Source organism: Deinococcus aestuarii (genome assembly GCF_018863415.1).
Classification (GTDB): domain Bacteria; phylum Deinococcota; class Deinococci; order Deinococcales; family Deinococcaceae; genus Deinococcus; species Deinococcus aestuarii.
In genome coordinates, this window is the sequence record NZ_JAHKSN010000006.1 from 18,510 (window position 1) to 36,920 (window position 18,411).

Annotated in this window: 21 protein-coding genes and 1 pseudogene; 10 read left to right on the plus strand and 12 right to left on the minus strand. The window is 68.2% G+C overall.

Annotation, left to right across the window (positions count from 1 at the left end; genetic code table 11):
• Nucleotides 1–23 precede the first annotated feature (23 nt).
• The 4 genes and pseudogenes from IC605_RS25565 to IC605_RS09720 all read right to left on the minus strand — a co-directional run bounded on the left by IC605_RS25565 (nucleotide 24) and on the right by IC605_RS09720 (nucleotide 2,007).
• Nucleotides 24–946: pseudogene (locus IC605_RS25565) on the minus strand (tyrosine-type recombinase/integrase).
• Nucleotides 936–1,214, minus strand: coding sequence for a hypothetical protein (locus IC605_RS09710; protein WP_216322501.1), 279 nt, complete (start codon nucleotides 1,212–1,214; stop codon nucleotides 936–938). Before IC605_RS09710 ends, IC605_RS25565 begins: the two are co-directional and overlap by 11 nt.
• Before the next feature lie 70 nt (nucleotides 1,215–1,284).
• The gene (locus tag IC605_RS09715; protein ID WP_216322504.1) at nucleotides 1,285–1,704 is read right to left on the minus strand and encodes a helix-turn-helix domain-containing protein; all 420 of its coding nucleotides are present in this window, start codon (nucleotides 1,702–1,704) and stop codon (nucleotides 1,285–1,287) included.
• An 18-nt stretch (nucleotides 1,705–1,722) separates the two neighbouring features.
• Complete coding sequence (locus tag IC605_RS09720; RefSeq protein ID WP_216322507.1) at nucleotides 1,723–2,007, minus strand: type II toxin-antitoxin system HigB family toxin; 285 nt, start codon at nucleotides 2,005–2,007, stop codon at nucleotides 1,723–1,725.
• A gap of 407 nt (nucleotides 2,008–2,414) precedes the next feature.
• Between IC605_RS09720 and IC605_RS09725 the strand changes: the two genes are divergently transcribed.
• Complete coding sequence (locus tag IC605_RS09725) at nucleotides 2,415–3,452, plus strand: GGDEF domain-containing protein (RefSeq protein WP_246580663.1); 1,038 nt, start codon at nucleotides 2,415–2,417, stop codon at nucleotides 3,450–3,452.
• A gap of 25 nt (nucleotides 3,453–3,477) precedes the next feature.
• Here the strand turns inward: IC605_RS09725 and IC605_RS09730 are convergent, their stop codons facing one another.
• The 5 genes from IC605_RS09730 to IC605_RS09750 form a co-directional block, all read right to left on the minus strand.
• Complete coding sequence (locus IC605_RS09730) at nucleotides 3,478–4,344, minus strand: hypothetical protein (RefSeq protein WP_216322510.1); 867 nt, start codon at nucleotides 4,342–4,344, stop codon at nucleotides 3,478–3,480.
• 207 nt (nucleotides 4,345–4,551) lie between these two features.
• The gene (locus tag IC605_RS09735) at nucleotides 4,552–5,259 is read right to left on the minus strand and encodes a Clp protease N-terminal domain-containing protein (protein WP_216322513.1); all 708 of its coding nucleotides are present in this window, start codon (nucleotides 5,257–5,259) and stop codon (nucleotides 4,552–4,554) included.
• Nucleotides 5,256–5,675 (minus strand): type II toxin-antitoxin system VapC family toxin, encoded by a 420-nt coding sequence (locus tag IC605_RS09740; RefSeq protein ID WP_216322516.1) that lies wholly within the window; start codon nucleotides 5,673–5,675, stop codon nucleotides 5,256–5,258. The genes IC605_RS09735 and IC605_RS09740 overlap by 4 nt, the downstream gene beginning before the upstream one ends.
• The gene (mazE, locus tag IC605_RS09745) at nucleotides 5,672–5,911 is read right to left on the minus strand and encodes a type II toxin-antitoxin system MazE family antitoxin (RefSeq protein WP_216322519.1); all 240 of its coding nucleotides are present in this window, start codon (nucleotides 5,909–5,911) and stop codon (nucleotides 5,672–5,674) included. The genes IC605_RS09740 and mazE overlap by 4 nt, the downstream gene beginning before the upstream one ends.
• Before the next feature lie 191 nt (nucleotides 5,912–6,102).
• Nucleotides 6,103–6,585 (minus strand): hypothetical protein, encoded by a 483-nt coding sequence (locus IC605_RS09750; protein WP_216322522.1) that lies wholly within the window; start codon nucleotides 6,583–6,585, stop codon nucleotides 6,103–6,105.
• A gap of 275 nt (nucleotides 6,586–6,860) precedes the next feature.
• Here IC605_RS09750 and IC605_RS09755 point away from each other — a divergent pair, with 275 nt between their 5' ends.
• From IC605_RS09755 to IC605_RS09765, 3 genes are all read left to right on the plus strand, one after another.
• Nucleotides 6,861–7,742 carry a PH domain-containing protein gene (locus IC605_RS09755; RefSeq protein ID WP_216322526.1) on the plus strand — a complete coding sequence of 294 codons (882 nt, stop codon included), beginning with the start codon at nucleotides 6,861–6,863 and terminating at the stop codon, nucleotides 7,740–7,742.
• Nucleotides 7,743–7,801: 59 nt separating this feature from the next.
• A complete protein-coding gene (locus IC605_RS09760) occupies nucleotides 7,802–9,295 on the plus strand; it encodes a serine hydrolase (RefSeq protein ID WP_343216567.1) in 1,494 nt (497 codons plus the stop codon).
• Nucleotides 9,296–9,583: 288 nt separating this feature from the next.
• Entirely contained in the window at nucleotides 9,584–10,084 is a 501-nt protein-coding gene (locus tag IC605_RS09765) for a hypothetical protein (protein ID WP_216322531.1), read from the plus strand.
• A 127-nt stretch (nucleotides 10,085–10,211) separates the two neighbouring features.
• Here IC605_RS09765 and IC605_RS09770 read toward each other — a convergent pair whose 3' ends face one another.
• Nucleotides 10,212–11,099 (minus strand): hypothetical protein, encoded by an 888-nt coding sequence (locus IC605_RS09770; protein WP_216322534.1) that lies wholly within the window; start codon nucleotides 11,097–11,099, stop codon nucleotides 10,212–10,214.
• Nucleotides 11,100–11,415: 316 nt separating this feature from the next.
• Here IC605_RS09770 and IC605_RS09775 point away from each other — a divergent pair, with 316 nt between their 5' ends.
• From IC605_RS09775 to IC605_RS09785, 3 genes are all read left to right on the plus strand, one after another.
• Nucleotides 11,416–11,802, plus strand: a complete 387-nt coding sequence (locus IC605_RS09775) for a DUF6174 domain-containing protein (RefSeq protein ID WP_216322537.1) — start codon at nucleotides 11,416–11,418, stop codon at nucleotides 11,800–11,802.
• 98 nt (nucleotides 11,803–11,900) lie between these two features.
• Entirely contained in the window at nucleotides 11,901–13,880 is a 1,980-nt protein-coding gene (locus IC605_RS09780) for a hypothetical protein (RefSeq protein ID WP_216322540.1), read from the plus strand.
• Between the two features lie 301 nt (nucleotides 13,881–14,181).
• Nucleotides 14,182–14,535 (plus strand): hypothetical protein, encoded by a 354-nt coding sequence (locus IC605_RS09785; RefSeq protein ID WP_216322545.1) that lies wholly within the window; start codon nucleotides 14,182–14,184, stop codon nucleotides 14,533–14,535.
• A 140-nt stretch (nucleotides 14,536–14,675) separates the two neighbouring features.
• On the opposite strand, the gene IC605_RS09790 is transcribed toward IC605_RS09785, so the two are convergent.
• Nucleotides 14,676–15,146 (minus strand): hypothetical protein, encoded by a 471-nt coding sequence (locus IC605_RS09790; RefSeq protein ID WP_216322548.1) that lies wholly within the window; start codon nucleotides 15,144–15,146, stop codon nucleotides 14,676–14,678.
• A gap of 174 nt (nucleotides 15,147–15,320) precedes the next feature.
• Between IC605_RS09790 and IC605_RS09795 the strand changes: the two genes are divergently transcribed.
• On the plus strand, nucleotides 15,321–15,770 hold the full coding sequence (locus tag IC605_RS09795) for a hypothetical protein (protein ID WP_216322551.1): 450 nt from the start codon (nucleotides 15,321–15,323) through the stop codon (nucleotides 15,768–15,770).
• A gap of 62 nt (nucleotides 15,771–15,832) precedes the next feature.
• Here the strand turns inward: IC605_RS09795 and IC605_RS09800 are convergent, their stop codons facing one another.
• Nucleotides 15,833–16,693 (minus strand): hypothetical protein, encoded by an 861-nt coding sequence (locus IC605_RS09800; RefSeq protein ID WP_216322553.1) that lies wholly within the window; start codon nucleotides 16,691–16,693, stop codon nucleotides 15,833–15,835.
• 178 nt (nucleotides 16,694–16,871) lie between these two features.
• On the opposite strand from IC605_RS09800, the gene IC605_RS09805 reads away from it, so the two are divergent.
• Together IC605_RS09805 and IC605_RS09810 are read left to right on the plus strand one after the other, a co-directional pair.
• Nucleotides 16,872–17,738, plus strand: coding sequence for a hypothetical protein (locus tag IC605_RS09805; protein WP_216322556.1), 867 nt, complete (start codon nucleotides 16,872–16,874; stop codon nucleotides 17,736–17,738).
• A 35-nt stretch (nucleotides 17,739–17,773) separates the two neighbouring features.
• Nucleotides 17,774–18,388, plus strand: coding sequence for a hypothetical protein (locus tag IC605_RS09810; protein ID WP_216322559.1), 615 nt, complete (start codon nucleotides 17,774–17,776; stop codon nucleotides 18,386–18,388).
• Nucleotides 18,389–18,411 lie beyond the last annotated feature (23 nt).

Below are 18,411 nucleotides of genomic sequence, written 5' to 3' on the forward strand. Positions count from 1 at the left end.
CTGCTGTGCAAGTGTGTTTGGCGTCAAGGAGCCAGATCAAGCACGTCCGGCAGGCTCGCCGCCGCGTGATCGAGCCGGGCCGCGCTGACGTGGGAATACACCTGCGTGGTGGCAATGCTGGCGTGCCCCAGCAGCTCGCGGACCTCCTCGATCCGTCGGCCCGCATCCAGGAGCGCCGTCGCGTGCGCGTGCCGCAGCTTGTGCGGGCTGCACAACTCCGGGGCCAACCCAGCCTGGGCACCGAGACGCTGCATCACGGCCTCGATGGTACGCGCCGGGAAAGGCCGCCCCGCCGCCTTCCCCTCCAGCGTGCTGAACACGTAAGGGCTGTTCGGGTCGCCCTGAAGCTTGCGGACTTTGAGCCACTGGTGCAGGGCCCGCTGCGCCGTACTCGACAGGGCGATCTGCCGCTCCTTGTCCCCTTGCCGATCAAGCGGACACTCACCGGCAGCCGGTCGGCGTCGTACTGGATGCGGTTGAAGGTCAGGCTCAGGGCCTCCGAGATGCGGCACCCGGACCCGTACAGGAACGCCAGGATGGCCCAGTCGCGCAGCGCCCGCTTGGTGTTGGGCTGACGGCGGGCGGCATCGAGCAGCCGGGCGACCTCGGCCACAGTGAGGTGACGCGGCAGGCGGGCAGGCAACTTGGGCCGCTTCAACTCGGCGGGGCCGGAGTGCAGCCCATCTACCTTCTCTACCTCGTCGAGGTAGACCCAGAACTTACGCCACGAGGCGATCAAACGACGGGCATGGGCGGGGGCAGGTTTCTGGGCGGCCATGAAGGCGCGCAGGTGGCGGGCCGTCACGTCGGCCCAGCTCGTCGGCGCCGAGGGCTGCCCCTCCAGCCAACGCCACAACGCCCCCACGTCGAGGGCGTACTTCCTGGCCGTCGCGGGGTTTAACCCCTCCTCCTGGGTCAGGTAGTGCTCGAAGCCCTCAATGAACAATGCGGCTCTCCTCCTCCGGGTCGTCCTCTTCAGGGGTCGGCTCGGACGGCTGGATGCCGTACCCCTCCGCCAGCGTGCGCGCGAACTGGCCCCAGTCGGGCAGGTCGGGCACCTGCGCTCCGTTCAGGACCTCGCGCACCCGCTCCAACCCGGCGGTCGCGGCATCATCGTCCCCTTCCTCCAAAGAGTCGGCGGCGGCACTCAGCAGGTCAGAAAGGGCGTCAAGCACCTGGCGGGCCTGGGCACGGGCGTTCACATCGTTGGGCATGGGTCGCTCCTCCTGGGCGGGGTGAGTGGTCAACACGGGGGGGGAGCGTTGGGGCGGCTCGGGCGCTCGGTCAGCCGAGGAACACTTCCGGGCTGACGTGGAAGTGGGCTGCCAGCCGCCGTACCGCCTCCACCGAGAGCGCCGTCTTGCCACTCAGCAACCGGCTGACGTTCCCCTGGGTGATCCCCAGCACCTCGGCGAGTTCGGTCTGCGTCATGTCGCGCTGCTCCATCAGGAAGGCCAGAACACGGTGGGGCGGGGCAGGCCGCACGGGGTACTCCCGCTCCTCGTAGGCCGTGATTCGGTCGCGCAGCAACTCGAAGAGACTGCCCAACGGGTGACCCTCCTGCCCGCCGACCTCGTTCCAGACCGCCTCGAAGGTGGCGAGGGCGTCTTTGTACTGTTCCTCGGTGCGGATGGGGGCGGCCAGGTCGCGGACCTCGGGCGGGAGGTTCGCCCAGGCGTGCAGTACGGTTCGGGCATCCGTCATGGTCGGTCCTCGCTTTCTCTAGGGGCGCCAGTGGTTGTACTCGGCGTGGGTCAGGAAGTCCTTCAGGAAAAAGCTCTGGTAGGGGAAGTTCACGCGGGTGATCAAGCGGTAGTTGCCGCCCCGGATGTTGAAAATCACGTAGTCCGGGGCAACCCAGCTCGCCGTGGCGAAGGCATCCCGAATCTCGGCAAAGTTGCGGAAGGTGGAGCGGCGGACGATGGTGTGCCATTCCTCTAAAGCGGTGGCGGCGTCGGGGGACTCCGCCTGGACCCGTCGGAGCGTGGCGGAGGTGATGACGTTCATCGCTTCCCACACTTTATGCGCGCAACACATAATATGCAATACGCGCATAGATCATGCCTTGTCCGACCCTCGCCCGTCACTGGAAGGCTGAGGAACTGGGGGAGGACAGAACGAGGGGATCACTAGAAATGCTGTCCCACACAACTTACACCCTGACCCCGGCGACTCCCTCCGTTCTTCACACACGGCAAGTGACGGAGCAGTAATTCCGGCCTTCCTACGGTGAGCTGCAACAGGACGACCGTTCAACGCTGAACGAGTCGCTGGTGCCGTCGTCCTCAGATTCCGAAAAGAGGTGTCCTGCCTATCCTTCGCCGTGCTCCCGTCCTTCCCACGCCCTGCTCCCCGGTATATCTCGTCCGGCTTCACCTGCACCTTCCCCTCTCCCCGACTCGGGGCGGGTCCTGATGCGACGCCCGGCCCTCCCGTTTCGTCAGGCGCAGTTCCAGCGGCTCCTCCTGTGGGTGCCCCTGCTGTCGGCGCTCCTGGGCGCCACTATCCTCCTGCTGCTCGGTCTCGCCGCGCCGGTCTACCTCGCCATCCTGGCGGCCATCCTGGTCTTCGACCTGCTGGCCCTGTTCGGTCCCTCCCAGCTGCGGCCCATCCTGCTGACCCTGGCGCCCAGGGCCTACGCGCTGTTCCTGCTCGTCGCCTGGCTCGTCGCCCTGTACCTCCTCCCGGCCCACCTCGCCTCGCCGGTCGTGCTGCTCGCCGTTCTGTTGCACACGACGACCATCTACGTCTTCTTCTTCGTGCAGCGTCCGCCCGCCGTAGCGGCCCTTCAAGCCGGGGTGACCCTGGGCGCGTTCGTGGTCACGGCGCTTCCGCATAGTTGGCAGACGCTGGGCGAGTCGGGGGCCTTCGACGGGGTGATCCTGCCGGTCAACCTGCTGTTCGCGCATGGCGTGCTGATCCTGGTGCTGCTCGCGTTCAGCCGGGCGCACGACCAGCTCACGCAGGAACAGGCCCGCTCGCGGGCACTGTACGACCTGGCCCACCGCGACCCGCTGACGGGCCTGCTCAACCGGCGGGCCCTGGAAGACGACCTCGCCCGCGCCGCCGGGGAAGGGTCCGAGTGGTTGCTGGCGGTGATCGACGTGGACGGGCTGAAGGGGGTCAACGACACGCTGGGGCACGCGGTCGGCGACGATCTGCTCGCCCGCTTCGCGGCGGGGTTCGCTCAGGCGGTCTCACCAGAGGGACGCGCCTACCGCCTGAGTGGGGATGAGTTCGCGTTGCTCCTCCCCGGGCAAGGGCCCGAGGTGGCCGAACGGATGGTGGACGAGGTGACCGGCCAGGTCCGCGCGGTGTACGAACAGGCGGGGGCGAGTGTAGGGACGGCACCCAGGCGACCCGGGGAGACGCCCAGCGCGTGGCTGTCGCGCGCCGACCGGGCGATGTACCGCCACAAGAAGCGCACCGCCGAGGAACCGCCTCCCCCTTGAGGCCCCGTCCCCCTGCCCCAAGTTTCTAGCGACTCGTCTGGGTCATGAGCGTGGCCGTGTAGGGCGTCCGTCCACCGATGATCAGGAGACCCACCCGCTCCTTCCCGTCCTGGGTAAACGACCAGATGGTGGTCATCACCTGGTCGGTCACGGCCTGATTCACGAGCTTCCACCCGGCGGCGCGCAGTTGTGCCGCGTAGTGTTCGACGAGGGCCTGGCGGTCCAACTTGGTCTCCACGCGCGCCTGCTGAGTGAGCCCGTCTCCACTGCTCCCACCCCCCTGCGGCGTGATGGTGCTGCCTGCCGGAGCCACCAGCCGAGGCAACCGCTGGGACGCCGGGAGGAGAGGAGGACGGACCTCGATGAACGCCAACATGCGCTCGGTCTCGCCCCCCTGCTGCTTGCGCACACTGACCTGTGTGACGCCCCGGGTGATCTGCGTGGACACCTGCACGAGCTGAGCCGGACTCTGGCGGTAGAAGATGCGGTTGCTGACGGACAGGCTGGGCACAAACCCCCCCTGATTACCGAAAGGCCCTTCGAGGTCCTGCGGCGCCTCCTTCCAACCGGAGCCCAGGGACCCGGCGAAGAAGGCCAGGGTCTGTTTCGGTGTGAGCGAGGTATCGAAGTAGACGGTGGTGTTCACCGGAAGGTCTTCCCGCCCGGGAACCTGACTGACCGTTCCGACCACGCGGCTCCCCGGAGGCAGCTTGATCCCGAAGTCGGCAGGCACCCGTCCCAACAGCACTTCCGTGCGGGTGCCGCCCCCGAGGCCATCGGAGTTGAAGACCCGTTGCAGGAGGTCCGTGGCGGTGGGCGTTGCGGGTGTGGACTGCGCGAGCGCGGGCGTGAACGCCAGCAGACCCAGCAGGGTCAGCGTTTTGAGGGACATAGGCTCAGCTTGAGGCGCACTCGCTGACCGGGCATGAGAACACCTCGTCCCTGAAATCGCTCAGCCTGGTGCCCTCCGCCCATTCCCAAACCGCGGAGCAGACCTCCGGCCTGGTCCACACCGGGTCTTGAACGAGCGTCGGGTAAACGAACGGCTGGACCCTCCTTCCCCGGGCATAAGGATCAACCCGAGGGAAGGGCCACACCTTCAGCCCCGTTTCTGCATGGCGAAGTTGATCAGCAGCAGCAAGACCGCGTGCTTCCTGCTTTCGGAAAGCCCGTCCCCCGTCATCCAGCGGTACACCACGTCCTCAAAGAGGGAGATCAGGCTGGAGTCCCCACCGCCCACCACCAGGGCCATCAGCTCATCCTCCGTCATCCCGGCTGGGGGTGTGCCGTCCCGCCCAAGGGTCTCTTCGAGCAGGCGGCGGAGAGCCTGCACCTGCTGGGCTCGCTCCTGGGCCTGCTGCTGCGCTCCCTGAGCCGGGAGAATACCCTTGGCCCGCGCGTGGTCCATGATGACCTGGGCGTCAGCCTGGACCGAGGCCAGCACCCGCCGCGTCACCGGATGCTCGACCCGCACGAGACCGAGCAGGATGTGGGGGGTGGACGTGATGGGGGACCTCAGCGCCCGCGCCTCCTGTGAGGCGGCTTCCATGACCTGACGGGCTGGAGGCGTGATCGCTGGAGCCTCGTTCATGGCCCCTCCCGGGCCGGGGAGAGTCCACGCCCTGACCTGTTCGCGCATCCGGTCGAGGTCGGCGCCCAACCCGAGCAGCACGTCACGTCCCCCGCCCTCGACCCGCATCAGCCCGAGGAGGAGATGTTCAGGCCCCACCTGAGCGTGCCCCAGCCGGTTCGCCTCCTCCCGGGCGAGGTGGAAGGTCAGCCGGGCCTGGTCGTCGTAGCGATTCACGGCACCACCAGCGGCAGGGCAGGAAAGGAGGTGCGGTAGTGGGTGTCGTCGAGCGTGACCAGGGTGGCCCCCAGCGAGGCGGCGTGCGCGCCGATCAGGAAGTCGGCCAGGATGCGCCGGGGCCGACCCCCGCCAGACTTCACCCGCCGTCGGGCGTAGGCGCTGTACGCCCGACCGCTGCTCTGCCAGATGTCCTCCGTCGTCTCCCAATCCACCCGAATGCGCCCCCGCGTGAGGAAGGCGTCGAGGTGACTCTGGGTGTTGCCCGGCGCCGCGAGCAGTTCGGCGTAGACGCTGCCGTGGATGAGCAGCGGTCCGGCCCGCCGCAGGCTGCCCAGGGTCGCCGAGATGACGGCGGCGGTGGGCTCGGCGGCCAGCAAGGCGCTCAGCACATTGGTGTCGATGCAGTAGGTCACTCCCCGCCTTCCCCGTCGCGCATCTCCCGCCAGTAGGTCTTGGCGTCCTTGGGCAGGGGAGGCAGGGTGCCAATGAAGGCGTCGAAGGGGTTGTCCTCCTCAGGGGGGACCAGGGTGATGGTGTCGCCCTCAATCTCAAAGATCAGGTCGTCCCCCTGCTTGAGCCCCAGCCGCTCGCGCACCTCGCGCGGCACTGTGACCTGTCCCTTGCTCGTCAGCTTGGCGACCACCCGCATCTCGACCTCCTTACAGAGGAGTCTACTTGTAAGGCAAACCGAAATCTAGAGGTATGCGGGAAACAGAGATTTCCCGCAAGATGAGGGGTAGAGGCCCTCGGAAGATCGAGGGCGTACAGCACGGCGAAAACCTCTCCTACGACTTGATGGCGCTGAAACCTACGCCGGGAGACTTGCGGGAAACTGAGTGATCAAGTCCTTGCAGCTCGGGCAGCTTTGGCCTTGCCACGACCCTTGGGCTGAGCCTTAGCGGCACCCCTGGTGGCGGCCCGGCTCTTGCCGAGCGTCTGTCCCTTCTCGAAGCTGGACTGCAACCGGCGCCGGGTCTCCTCCGCCAGCGCCTTGAAGTCGAGCTGTCCCGACTCGATGGCTTCGAGGCTCGGCCTGACCTTGCCACTTCCCCGGCTGGGGGAGGCCGCGAGGTCCTGGTTCGTCTGCTCAAACCACCGCTCGAACTCGGGCGTCACCTCGAACAACATCTCCCTCGTGTCGCGCTGGTAGGTGTCCTCGGCACCCCGGCGGCGGAACTGCTTGGGAATGGTGAAGCGTTCGGACAACTGCGCCGCCTCGAACTTCCCTTCCCGTACCGCCTCGCGGAAGAGTTTCACGAAGGTGTCGCTGCGTTGAGGGTTGTTCAACTCTTGAAGCTGCTCGCTCAATTTCTTGTAAGCCATACCCACAGTTGTAAGTGTTTCCCAGCAGAAGAAGCAAGGGACGCTCCTTGAGCGGGCCTCCCAACACGTACACAGGGGGCAGCCCATGACCCACCACTACCACTTCCTGCACTCATTCAACACGTTCGGTCATTGTGAAAGGAAATGGAAGGAAACAGGGTCAATACGTCTTCCCCAATTATGCAGTCCTGCGTCGTGGACCGTTATGCTGCGTCAGCTAGACTCCTGGCACCACCGCCAGCGCCTGCCACTCCACATCATTTCTGGTGAAGCCCATGTCCAATCAAGTCCAGATTCAAGAGATTCCCACGGCCCAGGAGCCCGTGGGGCGGTGGTGGCCCTGGGTCCGGTGGCTGTTCATCCTGATCTCCCTGGGCCTCCTGGCCGTCATCCTGCTGCCGCTGCTGCCGGGCTCATGGCGCCGCCCCGTGTATGAGGTCCGGGACGGCGAGATCGTCGCGCGCTCCATCGCGGCCTCGCGGGTCATCCCCGCCGACACGGAGGTCCTCCAGGTTCCCCTTCAACGTCGCCGCAAGATCGTGGGTTCCAGCCGTCCGGGGTACGTCGTGGGCCGCTTCGATCTGGCGAGGTACGGGCAGGCGGAAGTCTTCGGTGACGGCTCAGGCCGCACCCTGCTCTTCCTGACGCGGCCCCGGCCCACCGTCCTGACCCCCGCCGATCCCGAGGCCCTGCTCCGGGTCTGGCGAGCGGGCGACTCGGGCACGTTCTTCCCCGCCCGGCATCCGACCCTCGGCCCAAGCGATGGGCTGGCCCTCGTCATCCTGGTTCCACTCCTGGTATTTTTCCTCCGCCAGCCGCGCTTGAAGTACATCCTCACCCCACAGGCCCTCCTGGTCCGGACGGCGTGGCGTTCCCTGCGCTTCCCGCGTGGGGCTACGAAGGTGGAGTTGACCCCAGAGCCGCTTGGGCTGCGGCTGTTCGGGACGGCGATACCGGGTTACTACACCGGGACGTTCTCCATCAAGACAGCAGGCGGGGGGAGAGTGCAGGCGCTTGCCACCGCTGCCCGGCCACAACAGGCCGTGTTGCTCAAGTTGGACGGGCAGACGTACTACCTGACGCCGCGCGACCCGGAAACCTTCGTCCGACTGCTTGATCCACATCACCCTTCCAACACGTCCACAGTTCCAACGTGAGCTGCATCGAGCCGACACCCCCGTCGGTTGCTCTGGTACGGTCAGGTATGCGTTGCCAAGTGCTCCATTCCCTCACCCTGAGTCTCCTCGCCACGGCCTCGGCTCAAGGCGGCGAGATCAGGACCCAGACGGAGGCCCTGACCCGGCTACTGGGTGCCGGGCAGCCCCAGGCTGAATGGTTCGCCCCCGAATTCCTCGCGCAGGTGCCTTTCGAGACCATCGCCGCCCAGCTCGCCAGTATTCGTCAGGCGTACGGGGCCTTTCAGCGCCTCGGCACCCTCCAAGGCCGTCCCCTCGCTGTCTTCGAGCGCGGCACCCTGATCATCACCGTCGCTTCCGTGGACGCCCAGGGCCGCCTCACCGGCTTCGGCGCCGTCCCCGGCCCTGCTTCGAGCAGCACCCCCTCCACGGCGCCCACCCCGGCCCAGCGGGACGCCATCCTTCAGACCCTGACGCGGGTGTTTCAGCCGGAGACGGTGGACCCGGCCCTGTTCGCCCCCGAGTTCCTCGCCGCCGTTCCCGTGACGGCAATCAACGAGCAGCTTGCTGCCGTCCGGGCGCAGTTCGGCGCCTTCGTGCGGATCGACCTGACCGGGCAGGTGCCGCAGGTGGTCTACGAGCGCGGGGCCCTGAACGTCACGGCCTTCCGGGTGGACGCCGAGGGTCGCATCACGGCGCTGGCGATTGCCCCCGTCACACCCCAGGCCACCTTCTCCTCGCTGGACGAGGCACGATCTGCTTTCGCCGCCCTGCCGGGGTCGGTCAGCCTGCTCGTGCGCGAGGTGGACACGGGCCGGACGCTGGTGGCCCTGAATCCCTCCCAGTTGCTGGCGGTCGGCTCGACCTTCAAGCTGGCGATTCTGGGGGAGGTGCAGGCCCAGGTGGCACGCGGCGAGCGGGCCTGGACGGACGAGGTGGCACTCACCGACGCGGACAAGAGCCTGCCCAGCGGCACCTTGCAAGACGCCTCGGCGGGCAGCCGCTACACCCTGCGTGACCTCGCCACCCGGATGATCGAAGGCAGCGACAACACCGCCACCGACCTGCTGCTGCGCGTGGTCGGGCGGGCAGGGGTCGAGGCACGGCTGGGGCAGAGCGCGATGCCGAGTACCCGGGAAGCCTTCGCGCTGAAGAACCCGGCCAACCTGGAGTTGCTGCGCGCCTACCGCTCGGCGGGTCTGGACCGTGCGGCGCGGCGGGTGGTGCTGGCTCAGGCTGCCGTCGCCCCCTTACCCAACGTGGGCGTCTTCACCCGTGGGCCGGTCGCGCGGGACGTGGAATGGTTCGTGAACACCGAGCGGCTGTGTTCACTCATGGCCGATGTGGCCGACCTGCCCGAGACGTCCCTGAATCCCGGTGTGGCGACGGCGAGAGACTTCGCGCGGGTGAGTTACAAGGGAGGCAGCGAGGGCGGGGTACTGAACCTCACGACGCAGGTCACCAACAAAGCGGGGCGCCAGTATTGCGTGAGCGCGACCTGGAACGACGCCCGCACCCTCGACGAGGCGCGCTTCTTCTCCCTGTACGGCGGCGTGCTGGGCCTGCTGCGCTGACCCTGACCTCCGCCGTCCCCTTCCCGGGCCTATAGGCCAAACCCCCTCTATTCGGGTGCCCGACTACAGCCCGAAAGGAGGGGACCTTGGAGGTGTACGCGTGAGGTCGGGTTCAGCGACACCCGGCGACCCTCTGCCTCCAGACTGGAGTGCGGGGAGATCAGCAGTGGCCGCTGCGGAGCGAGCGTCTCCCCAACGTTCTCTGCCTCGTTTCTGATCTCCCCGGGCGAGGGCTCAGCCGAGCCCTGAGTCTCCTGACCCTGGCAGGTTTCGTACGCTGGAGACATCGTGAGGGCGAGCCTGTACAGCATTCAGACGGCGGACCAGGCCTTTGAATTGCAACTCCAGCGAGATCGTCTGGTCCTGGCGTGGGTGGGCCGCCCCCCTGTCCACCTGGAGCAAGGCCAGGGCATGCACACGACCGTGGGTATCACTGGCGTGGGCGTCCCTTACTTCGGGTGTCGTCGGGTCGTGTTCCTTGATGGCGAGTTACACCTCCTCGATCCGACAGGCGCGCCGCTCTCCTTCGAACGCGCCCCTGATGGACTCCAGTTCCAACAGGCCCTGCGCCAGTTTCCGGCGGCTGACGCCCGGAGGTTTGCGGAGGTCGCTTCGCAGCAGTTGGAGACCTTCTGGCGCCGTCCGGGCTGGTGGCGCTGGTGGACGCGACGGCGCTGGCAGTTTCCCTTTACCCGGACGGCTCGTCGGCTGGGGTGGCTGTACGATCACAGCGGGTTGAGATGGCTCCACCTGACCTTGAACCGGCTGTTCAGGCGACCCCCCGACTGAAGCAGGAACCTCCTGGCCGTGGGACCCCGAGCCCGTCGCCATCTTCGATGGGTCGTCTGGTGCCGCGCCAGGTGAACCCCAAGTGGTGAGGAATGACCTCTTCATCCCTTGGAAGCAACTGTGGGCGTCAGTTCCTGAAGGCCAGGCTGGCGAGTTGCGCCGAGTACCGTCCTGGGGCGTCTTCTCGTAAGGTCAGCACGCCCGTCACCTCGTTCTTGTCCTGATCAGTAAAGCGCCAGAGGCTCGTCACGGTCTTGCCCGCCGTGTTCTTGGCGAGCGGCGTCCACCCGGCGGCCTGGAGTTGTGCGCCGTACGCGTCGAGGAGTTGCGCGGCGCTCAGGGACGATTGGATGGAAGCGGAGCTGGTCCAGCTCCCACCGCCGCCGCCCGCACCGTTCGGCTGCACGGTCGTGCCGCTCGGCGGGCGCAGCGCCGGGAGGTTGGTCGGATACTCGCTGCCCCGCCTCTCCTGAAACTGAATTTGCTCGCGGAGATTCCGGTCCTTACTCAGATTCAGGGTGACCCGGGTGACCGTGCCCACGCGCCTGATCTGGGCGGCGAACCGGAGCTGCTGCTCCAAGCGGTAGGACCACAGCGCCTCAGGATTCTCCGCCCCCTGGAAGCCCCCCGCGAAGGACGGACCGAGCCCCCCCGGGAAGGGCGTCCACCCCAGCGCCCGGAGCGAGGCTTGCAGGGCCGCCTGCACCTGCGCGGGGGAGGCCGAGCTGTCGAAGTAGACGCTCTGGGAGTTGGGGAAGTCGGGGGTGTTGCTGGTCCGGATCACACTGCCGATCAGTCGGCCTGAGGGAACGCTCGGCAGTGGTCCGAGGGGTTGAGGCGGAAGCTGGCCGACCAGGAGCCGGGCCTCCACGGTGATGGGGCCGAAATCATCGCTCAGGGCGCGCCGGGTCAACTCCCGCTCTCGGGCAAGGTCGGCCGGAGAGGGGACGGGGGCCGTCTGAGCGAGTGCGCCGGATACAGCGAGCAGGGCCACCAGGAATAGGCGACGGTTCATGCAACCTCCGTGAACTGGCCGGGGGAGGGGACTGGAGCGGAGCCAGTTCAGCTTCACGCTATCCAACCTCCCGCTGATTTCCGGCTGACTTTCGCGCTTGCCGCGGGAACGGGTTGGCCGGTGGCCTTCCAGGATGGGCACTTTTGTCGAGGACCGGTCGGGTGACGGGCTAAGGTGACCTATGCCAACTTGCACCCGCCTCGCGCCGCTCCTTCTTGCGGGCCTCCTGAGCGCCTGCGGCTCCCTGCCCATCGAGTGGCCGTATAGGAGCAGGAGCCCCTGCACCTCCTCCTACCAGCGGCCGGACTGGACTCGCTTGAGCGCGGAACTGGAGCAGGCCCAGGCGCGTTGGACGGCGGCTGACCTCCACACCTACGCCTACACCCGCACGGTCTGGAACTTCGCCGGGGAGTTCGTCACGCGGGTGGACGTGGAGAACGACGTAGTGGTGCGTGTGCGCGACGAGCAGACCGGGGCGCCCCTGGGCACGGACTATGCCTTCACCATCGACCACCTGTTCGCCCAGCTTCACACCGCCGTGACCCAGGCTCAAGCCAACGCGCAGTCCTGCCTGCTCCTGACCGTGACGTATGACGTCTCGCTGGGCTTCCCCACCCTGATCGACACGGCGGACCTCACTGAGGGCTTGCAGGACGCCTTCGGCACGCAACGCCTCTCGGGGCTGGACCCCCGGTCGCCCTGATCCCCGGTGGTGAGGGCAGCAAGGTTCGGTGACAAGGGAGACGGGACGGCTGCCCGACACGTCATGTCCCGGTCACCCGGGGCCGCTAGCGTGAGGCCATGCCCCTGAACCGCGCGGCGTTGCTGCTGGCCGCCCTGACCGCTGCCGTCCTGTCCGGCGTCTCCTCAGCCCTCCAGCTCTCGCCAATTGGGACTGCCCGCATCGACGGTCACGCCGCAGGTACCTTCTCCACCCTCAACGACCCCTCCGGCTTTGCGGGCGGGCTGGCCTGGGGGCCGGACGGCACCGCTTACACCCTGGACGGTGCACGGGTGCTGTACCGCTGGAACGTGCAGACCGGGCGACCCGTGGCCCGCACCGTGCTGGTGCCGCCTTCCAGCCTGCCGAATGCGAGAGCGAACTTCGGGCCCAGATTGCGGCTGGACGGCTACCGTGCGGACGGCGGGGTGCTCAAAGGTCCGTTCATCCGCGTGCAGGGCTACGCAAAGGGCCAGCCCTACCAGACCGCCTACACGCTGCGAGCCGACGGTCGGGCCGTGCTGGGCGACATGTGCGCCCGCGCGGTAGGGCGTTCCGGGGGCTGTGCGGGCGGATACAGCGTGACGGTCCTCCCCGGCCCGCAAGGCCGGGCGACGTTGCGCCTGGAGGGCCGAGAAGGGCCTATGACCGAGATCACCCTCCCCGCCGGGCGGGTGCTGGACGTCGAGCCCTCGCCGGACGGCGCCCGGGTGGCGGCCCTGCGCAGCGTGTCGAAGCGCCAGTATGACCCGAGCGCCCCCCTGTTCCTGGACGTGGCGACGAGGGACGGGAAGGTGGTGTCCCGGCAGGTGCCGGGGAGCTTCGGGGTGGAACCCAGCGGGGAGCCCCAAGTGCGCTGGGTGGACGCCGGGCGAATCCTGACCGCCACGCCCCGGGCGACTTCCAGCACCTACAGTCCCAGCGGGCAGCAGGTCAGCCTGTGGGGTCTGAGCGGTCAGTCGCCCCGCTGGACGGTGGGCAGGGGAGAGTTGCGCGACGCCGTGCCCTCGCCGGACGGCACCTTGTTCCTGACCGTGCGCGGCGGTAGCGTGCCGGAACTCCGCCGCGTGTCGGACGGCACGTTCGTGCGGTCTCTCGGGGCGGCGGTCACCGCGTCCGTGCCGAGGCCGGGAGGGGGTGCGCTGCTGGCCCTCGACACCGGGAACGGGCAGGGGGAGTTGAGAACGGTTCGCCCAAGTGGGCAGGGGCGGCGGCTGGGCGGACCGGGGCTGGAGGGCGTGACCGAGGTGGCCGTGAGCCCGGACGGACGCTTCATCGCCACCGCCCGCCCGGGAAGTGTGGCCGTGCTCGACCGCGTCGGGCGGACCCTGCACACCCTGGCCCTGCCACCGGAGTCATACCGGGTGGACCTGGCCTTCTCCGGGCCCAGGACGGTGTTCGCCCGCTTCGAGGACGCGGGAAGCGGCAGTGGATGGCAGAGCCGCACCTGGGACGCGGTGACGGGCCAGGTGCTGAGCCAGGAGGCCAACACGCGCCCGGTGGGGACCCTGCGCCTGCGGGCTGAGGATCGGCGGCTTCCCAGCAGCGCGTTCCAGTCGCGGTTGAGAGCGACCGGACCGGACGGCCAGACCCTGTGGCAGGAGGCGTGGCGACGGGACGACCGCCCGTATTTCGTGCCCAGCCCAGACGGGCGCGCGGTGGTGCGAGGGGTGTCACGGCCCATCAAGGAGCAGCTTGAACAGGTCGCCTTGTATCTCTACCGCCTGGACCCGCGGACCGGGCAGGCCAGCCCCGGCCTGACCCTGCGAACCGGCGACCCGAAGGAGGCGTACCGGGGGCTGAGCCTGCTGGACTACGCGCCGAACCGCCGCCTCGTGCTGCTGGGCGAAGGGTCGGGGGATGGGTGCGGTGGGGCCTTCTACGGCCTGCACCTGGCGGACCTGGAGGCCCGGCAGGAGGTGAAGCTGCCCGCGGCCCTGACCTCGGGGCTGACACGCTATTTCGGCTGCGGCCAGCCGGTGCCGCAACCCACGGCGGCCTTCACGCCGGAAGGGAACGTGCTGGTGCGGGACGGCAATACCTTGAACTGGTGGCGCTGAGGTGTTGGACGGGGCTCCAACGGCCACGTGGATCGGCAGGTCATGACCGGACGGGAGCCGCGCGGGCGATGGCGGACACGCTTCCCCCCGCCCTATGCGAATGGGAGGCCCATCGGCAGGCCTCAGCTTCGCCGCGGGCGGCCTCGGCGCGACGCCCGTCCCCCCAGGTGGGAGACCCGACCACTCCCAAACTGAAGGCCACGGAGAGCAGCGTGACCACTAACCTTGAACGGCGGACCTGGCTGAGGCCCCTCCCCAGATGGGGCCGCGTTGCCCCTCCCACTCACGTAGCCTGAGTGGAGTGGCCCTCACCTCCCGCCTACTCTTCATCGTCCTGCTCGGAGGGGTGCTGCTGTGGGGAGGAAGCAGGCTCCAGCATCCCGTCCCTCCTTCCATCGTCCGTCCACTGGAGGTCACCGCCACCCAGGCTCGAAAGGTCGAGCGGCAGTGCGCGGCTGACCTGCGACGCCGGCTGAACATGGAGGCGCTGCTCAGCGGCGAGATGGGTCCGGCATACCTGGCGGAGACGACGGACCAGGCGGGCACGGTAATCTGGAAGCTCACCGGCAGAACGCGAACGGCGCGGTTCTACGCGTGTCGGGCAGAAGAGCAAGGCGAGGTGCTGCGCGTGCTGGAGACCCGTTTGCTGGAGTGACCCACCGTCCCGTGAGTGCCCTTTGCGCAAGCCGAGGCGGCCCCCATCCCTGTTCTGGGGGCGGCGGATGGGCGACGACGCGTGACGCCCCACCGGCGCTCCACCTCATAATGTTCCTGCACCGGCTGAGGCCATTCCGCTCAGGGCATGACGACGGGATAGACCCCCGTGACCTGCGCCCCGCTGCTCGCCCGCCACCTCGCCAGGGTGGCCGCCTCCATCCCCTCGCTGGACCCGACCGACAGCCTGAAGCTGCCCCAGTTGGGGGTGTTAAACGTCACGCGGGTTGTCCCGGTCTCCACGCGGGTGGTGCCTCCCGTCGCGCCATCCGGCACGTCCTTGTAACACCAGGCCTGCACGTGGATGGGCTGGCGGCGGGGCACCCAGTACGTCGGGAGATAGGGCGGGGTCTCCCGGATTCTGCCTGTCGTCGGGTTGAGGGTGATTTCGCCGCTGACGCCCAACGTCTCGTCCTGTACGCGGAGGGTGGTGCACTCAGCGCTGAATGGCGTGGTGCTCCTCGGCTGGTACAGCACGGCGGTCATGTCGCCGCTGTTCATGCACGAGTTGAGGCTCAACGCGATGGGCAACAACAGGAGGGCTCTTCTCACGATCTTCTCTGGATACCAGCTTTTCGTCCACGCAGGGGCGAAAGTTGACGGGTCGGTGGTCTCCGAACCGCGAACGGGCCGTTCTTTGGGGGTGGAAGTCAGGACTCCTCCCCCTGTCCGAGCGGCGTGTCAACTTCGTTCACCCTCCCCGAGCTGAGCCGATAGGGTGAGGCGGTGAACTCCACCCCCCTTCTGCTGTTGGTTCCACTCCTCCTCGCCGGGTGCAACAAGTGGTTGCCCTCCACCTGCGCGGCCGGGTCCATCGTCGGGATGATCAAGATCGACTCCGCCGTCTTCAGCACCACGGGCACAGCCATCCCCACAGTCTCCATCCGCAATGTGACGCTGAATGGCAAGCCCGTCACGCCCTGGGAGGCGGCAGGATACTCCGGCAGTGTCGGTGGACAACTCACCGGCATCCGGGTCGAGGAGGACCGGATCGCCTGCACCACCGCATGTAGCTTCGGCGCTCCCGGGCAGTACAGCTTCGATGTGAGCGCCCCCGGCGCGGTCACCCAGAAGGTGAACGTCATCATCCCCGGGCGGCCTGCCGGCGGAGGATGTGGTGGGGTCACGACAGGAACGCCGGTCGTCCTCCACCTGAAATTCGATCCCGAGCCGTAAAGTCTTCCACCTCCAGGATTGGGGGACGCCCTGAGGAAAGGCGGGCCCAGCTCCCCCTCGGGTCAGAAGCTGTAGGTGGACCAGCCCTCGCTCCCCGTGTCGTCCGGGCGAAGCTGCATGACCTCCAACTGCCCGTGCCACCGCCCGGTCTCCAACTGCGCGATGACCAGGGTTCCCCGCGTCTCGCCGCCCGGTTCCGGGACGTGCCAGGTACTCGTTCTCAAAGCATCCTCACCGACCTCCGCGGCCCGCTTCCAGCCCTGCCGCTCCAACTCCCCGGCGTAGTGGGCGTGCAGTCCCAGCGTGGTGCCGGGACCCAACACCAGGGCGGTCGACCGGGTATAAGCCACGGCATTGGACGCCCCGCTGCCCCCACCCAGCAGCCGGACCGTCACCCGGGACGGGGCAGGCAACCGTGGGGGCTGGAGCAGCACGCCGCCCGGGGGTCCGGCGTGGTGGGTATAGGCGTGCCCACGGTCGATCCGCAGCGCCAGGGCCACCCCCTCGGGGTGTTCCTGTGTCTGGATGAAGGCCACGCTGCGGGCCGCGTGGTGAACGAACATCTGCGGCACCTCGGCCTCCGGCGGCACAGTCCAGTCCGGCTCCACCTCGGGAAGAAACCCCGCCGGACGCGGGAAGGTTGGGCGTACGCCCTCCCAGCCCGCTGCCTCCAGGTTCGCCCGAAGGGTGCGCTCGGCTTCCTCTACTTGGAGAACCGGCTCGAAGAACACCCAGGCGGAGTACCCGTCCGGGGAGGGGGACACGTTTTCCAGGCTGCCCACCAAGCCCAACTCCTCAAAGGATGGCAGGGGTGCGGGGCAGGACTGCGGCTTCTGGTTGGGAAGAAGGCTCATCTGGGCGCCGAAGCCGCCGAATTGCTCCTGCACGGCGCGGCGCAGCACATCGAGGTCCTGGTAGGGCATAGGTTTCGCCACCCTACCTCTTCCGTGCCAGGAGAGAGGAGACAAGTGCAGGCGCGTCCCGGTGCCCGAGTCGGCATGCCCGTCACGGGCTTTCCCGCCGCACGGGGAGAGCATTCCTGCGAAGCGCAGTCACCCAAAGTTGGACGCGGCGGCTCACCTGGTTCGCTAGCGTGACGTCATGCCCAAACGTCTGCTGCTCTCGGCGGCGCTGTTCGCGCTGCTCTCCACGCCCGCCCTGGCCCAGGCCACCCCGCCCACCCCCGAGCAGGCTGCCCAAGTGATCGAACGCCTGCTCCCGGGGGTGGGGGACCCCAACGTCGAGAACGAGATTACCTATGGCACCCTGCCTCCCTCGCTCCCCCTGCGGCTCGACGGGCGCTTCGAGGTGCTTGCCGCCCTGCGGACCACGACCAACCGGGGTCAGTTCGTCACCCACCGCATCTTCCTCCGAACGGACCTGCCCGCCGATCAGGCGCAGGAGGCGCTGCGGCGCGTCCTGACAGGAGGGGGCTGGAGGGCACTCCCCGGGCAGGGCCAGCCGTTCGGCTTCGTCTCCCCGCAAGCCCCCTCCTCCAGCGCCTTTTACCGGGAGGGCGAGCCCAACTTCATCCTGAATGCCAATTCAGCCGAGCGCGGGGGAAAGACCGAGCTGGATCTCAACCTCAACGTGGTCCCGCGGGAGCAGATCGAATCGTTTCAGCGCCTCATCTTCAGCGTGCCGCGTTCCAGCCTGCCGTCCCTCAAACCGCTGCCCGGGGCGACGATCCGGGTGGGGTACACGCAGAACTTCCCCAACGGCACCCTCAGCAGCGCCCACGTGCAGACGGACCGCAGCGCGAACGAGGTCTTCTCGTTCTACTCGGCGCAGCTCAAGGCTGCCGGGTGGAAGGCGCGCACGGACACGACGGACGGGCCGCTGCGGGTGGTGACCTACAGCCTCACGGACCTGAACGGCCGCGAGGCGCTGGGCACGCTCGGCCTCCGCCCCTGGGAGAAGGAGGGCGGCTACGTGCTGACCGTCAGCGTCCAGGGCTTTAAGCCGTGACGGAAAGAGCGTCTACCCGGAGAGCCGAAGGGTCCGTGACGGCCTGGACTGTCCTGGCCCTGCTCGTCACGGTGGCCCTTCTCGGGTTCACGCTGCTCGACACAGGCGCGTCCGGCAACCTTGGTCTCGCCTTTGACAGCGACCGGGTATACCCACCGCTCGACCGCGTGCGGTATTCGCTGGCCGCCCTGACCTACCTACACGGGGATCAGGTGCTGACCGGGCCCCACCGCGCCCTCCCCCTGGCCCTGGGCTGGCTGACCCTGCACACCCTGCTGATGTGGCTCGCCTGGAAGCGCTGGGCCGTCACCCGGGCCAGGCGGGCGCTGCATGTCGGGGGCCTGGCTCTGGCCCTCACCGTGGTGGGCGGAGGCGCCATTCTGGAGGTGGCGCAGGCCCAGCACAACCGGCTGCTGGCTTCGCCCACCATTGGTCTGGACACGCCGGTTCACTGGGTCCAGGCGTCGCCGCTGGCCCTCGCCGCCTGGTCGTGCGGCCGCTGGAACACGAACGGCGATCACCCCGGGTGTCAGGACCGGTGGACCTCAACCTTCCCGAATCCCAACCTCTGGGCCCTGGTCGGCACGTTCGCCTCACTGGTGGCAGGACTGATCGGCCCCCGCTCCGGGAAGCAGACGGCGCTGTCCTGACCACCGCGCTCATGGGCCGTCAG

Coding starts and splice junctions, on each gene's coding strand:
- IC605_RS09710 (WP_216322501.1), bottom strand. CDS start 1,214: ATGCCCAACGATGTGAACGCCCGTGCCCAGGCCCGCCAGGTGCTTGAC.
- IC605_RS09715 (WP_216322504.1), bottom strand. CDS start 1,704: ATGACGGATGCCCGAACCGTACTGCACGCCTGGGCGAACCTCCCGCCC.
- IC605_RS09720 (WP_216322507.1), bottom strand. CDS start 2,007: ATGAACGTCATCACCTCCGCCACGCTCCGACGGGTCCAGGCGGAGTCC.
- IC605_RS09725 (WP_246580663.1), top strand. CDS start 2,415: ATGCGACGCCCGGCCCTCCCGTTTCGTCAGGCGCAGTTCCAGCGGCTC.
- IC605_RS09730 (WP_216322510.1), bottom strand. CDS start 4,344: ATGTCCCTCAAAACGCTGACCCTGCTGGGTCTGCTGGCGTTCACGCCC.
- mazE (WP_216322519.1), bottom strand. CDS start 5,911: ATGCGGGTGGTCGCCAAGCTGACGAGCAAGGGACAGGTCACAGTGCCG.
- IC605_RS09750 (WP_216322522.1), bottom strand. CDS start 6,585: ATGGCTTACAAGAAATTGAGCGAGCAGCTTCAAGAGTTGAACAACCCT.
- IC605_RS09755 (WP_216322526.1), top strand. CDS start 6,861: ATGTCCAATCAAGTCCAGATTCAAGAGATTCCCACGGCCCAGGAGCCC.
- IC605_RS09770 (WP_216322534.1), bottom strand. CDS start 11,099: ATGAACCGTCGCCTATTCCTGGTGGCCCTGCTCGCTGTATCCGGCGCA.
- IC605_RS09780 (WP_216322540.1), top strand. CDS start 11,901: ATGCCCCTGAACCGCGCGGCGTTGCTGCTGGCCGCCCTGACCGCTGCC.
- IC605_RS09800 (WP_216322553.1), bottom strand. CDS start 16,693: ATGCCCTACCAGGACCTCGATGTGCTGCGCCGCGCCGTGCAGGAGCAA.
- IC605_RS09805 (WP_216322556.1), top strand. CDS start 16,872: ATGCCCAAACGTCTGCTGCTCTCGGCGGCGCTGTTCGCGCTGCTCTCC.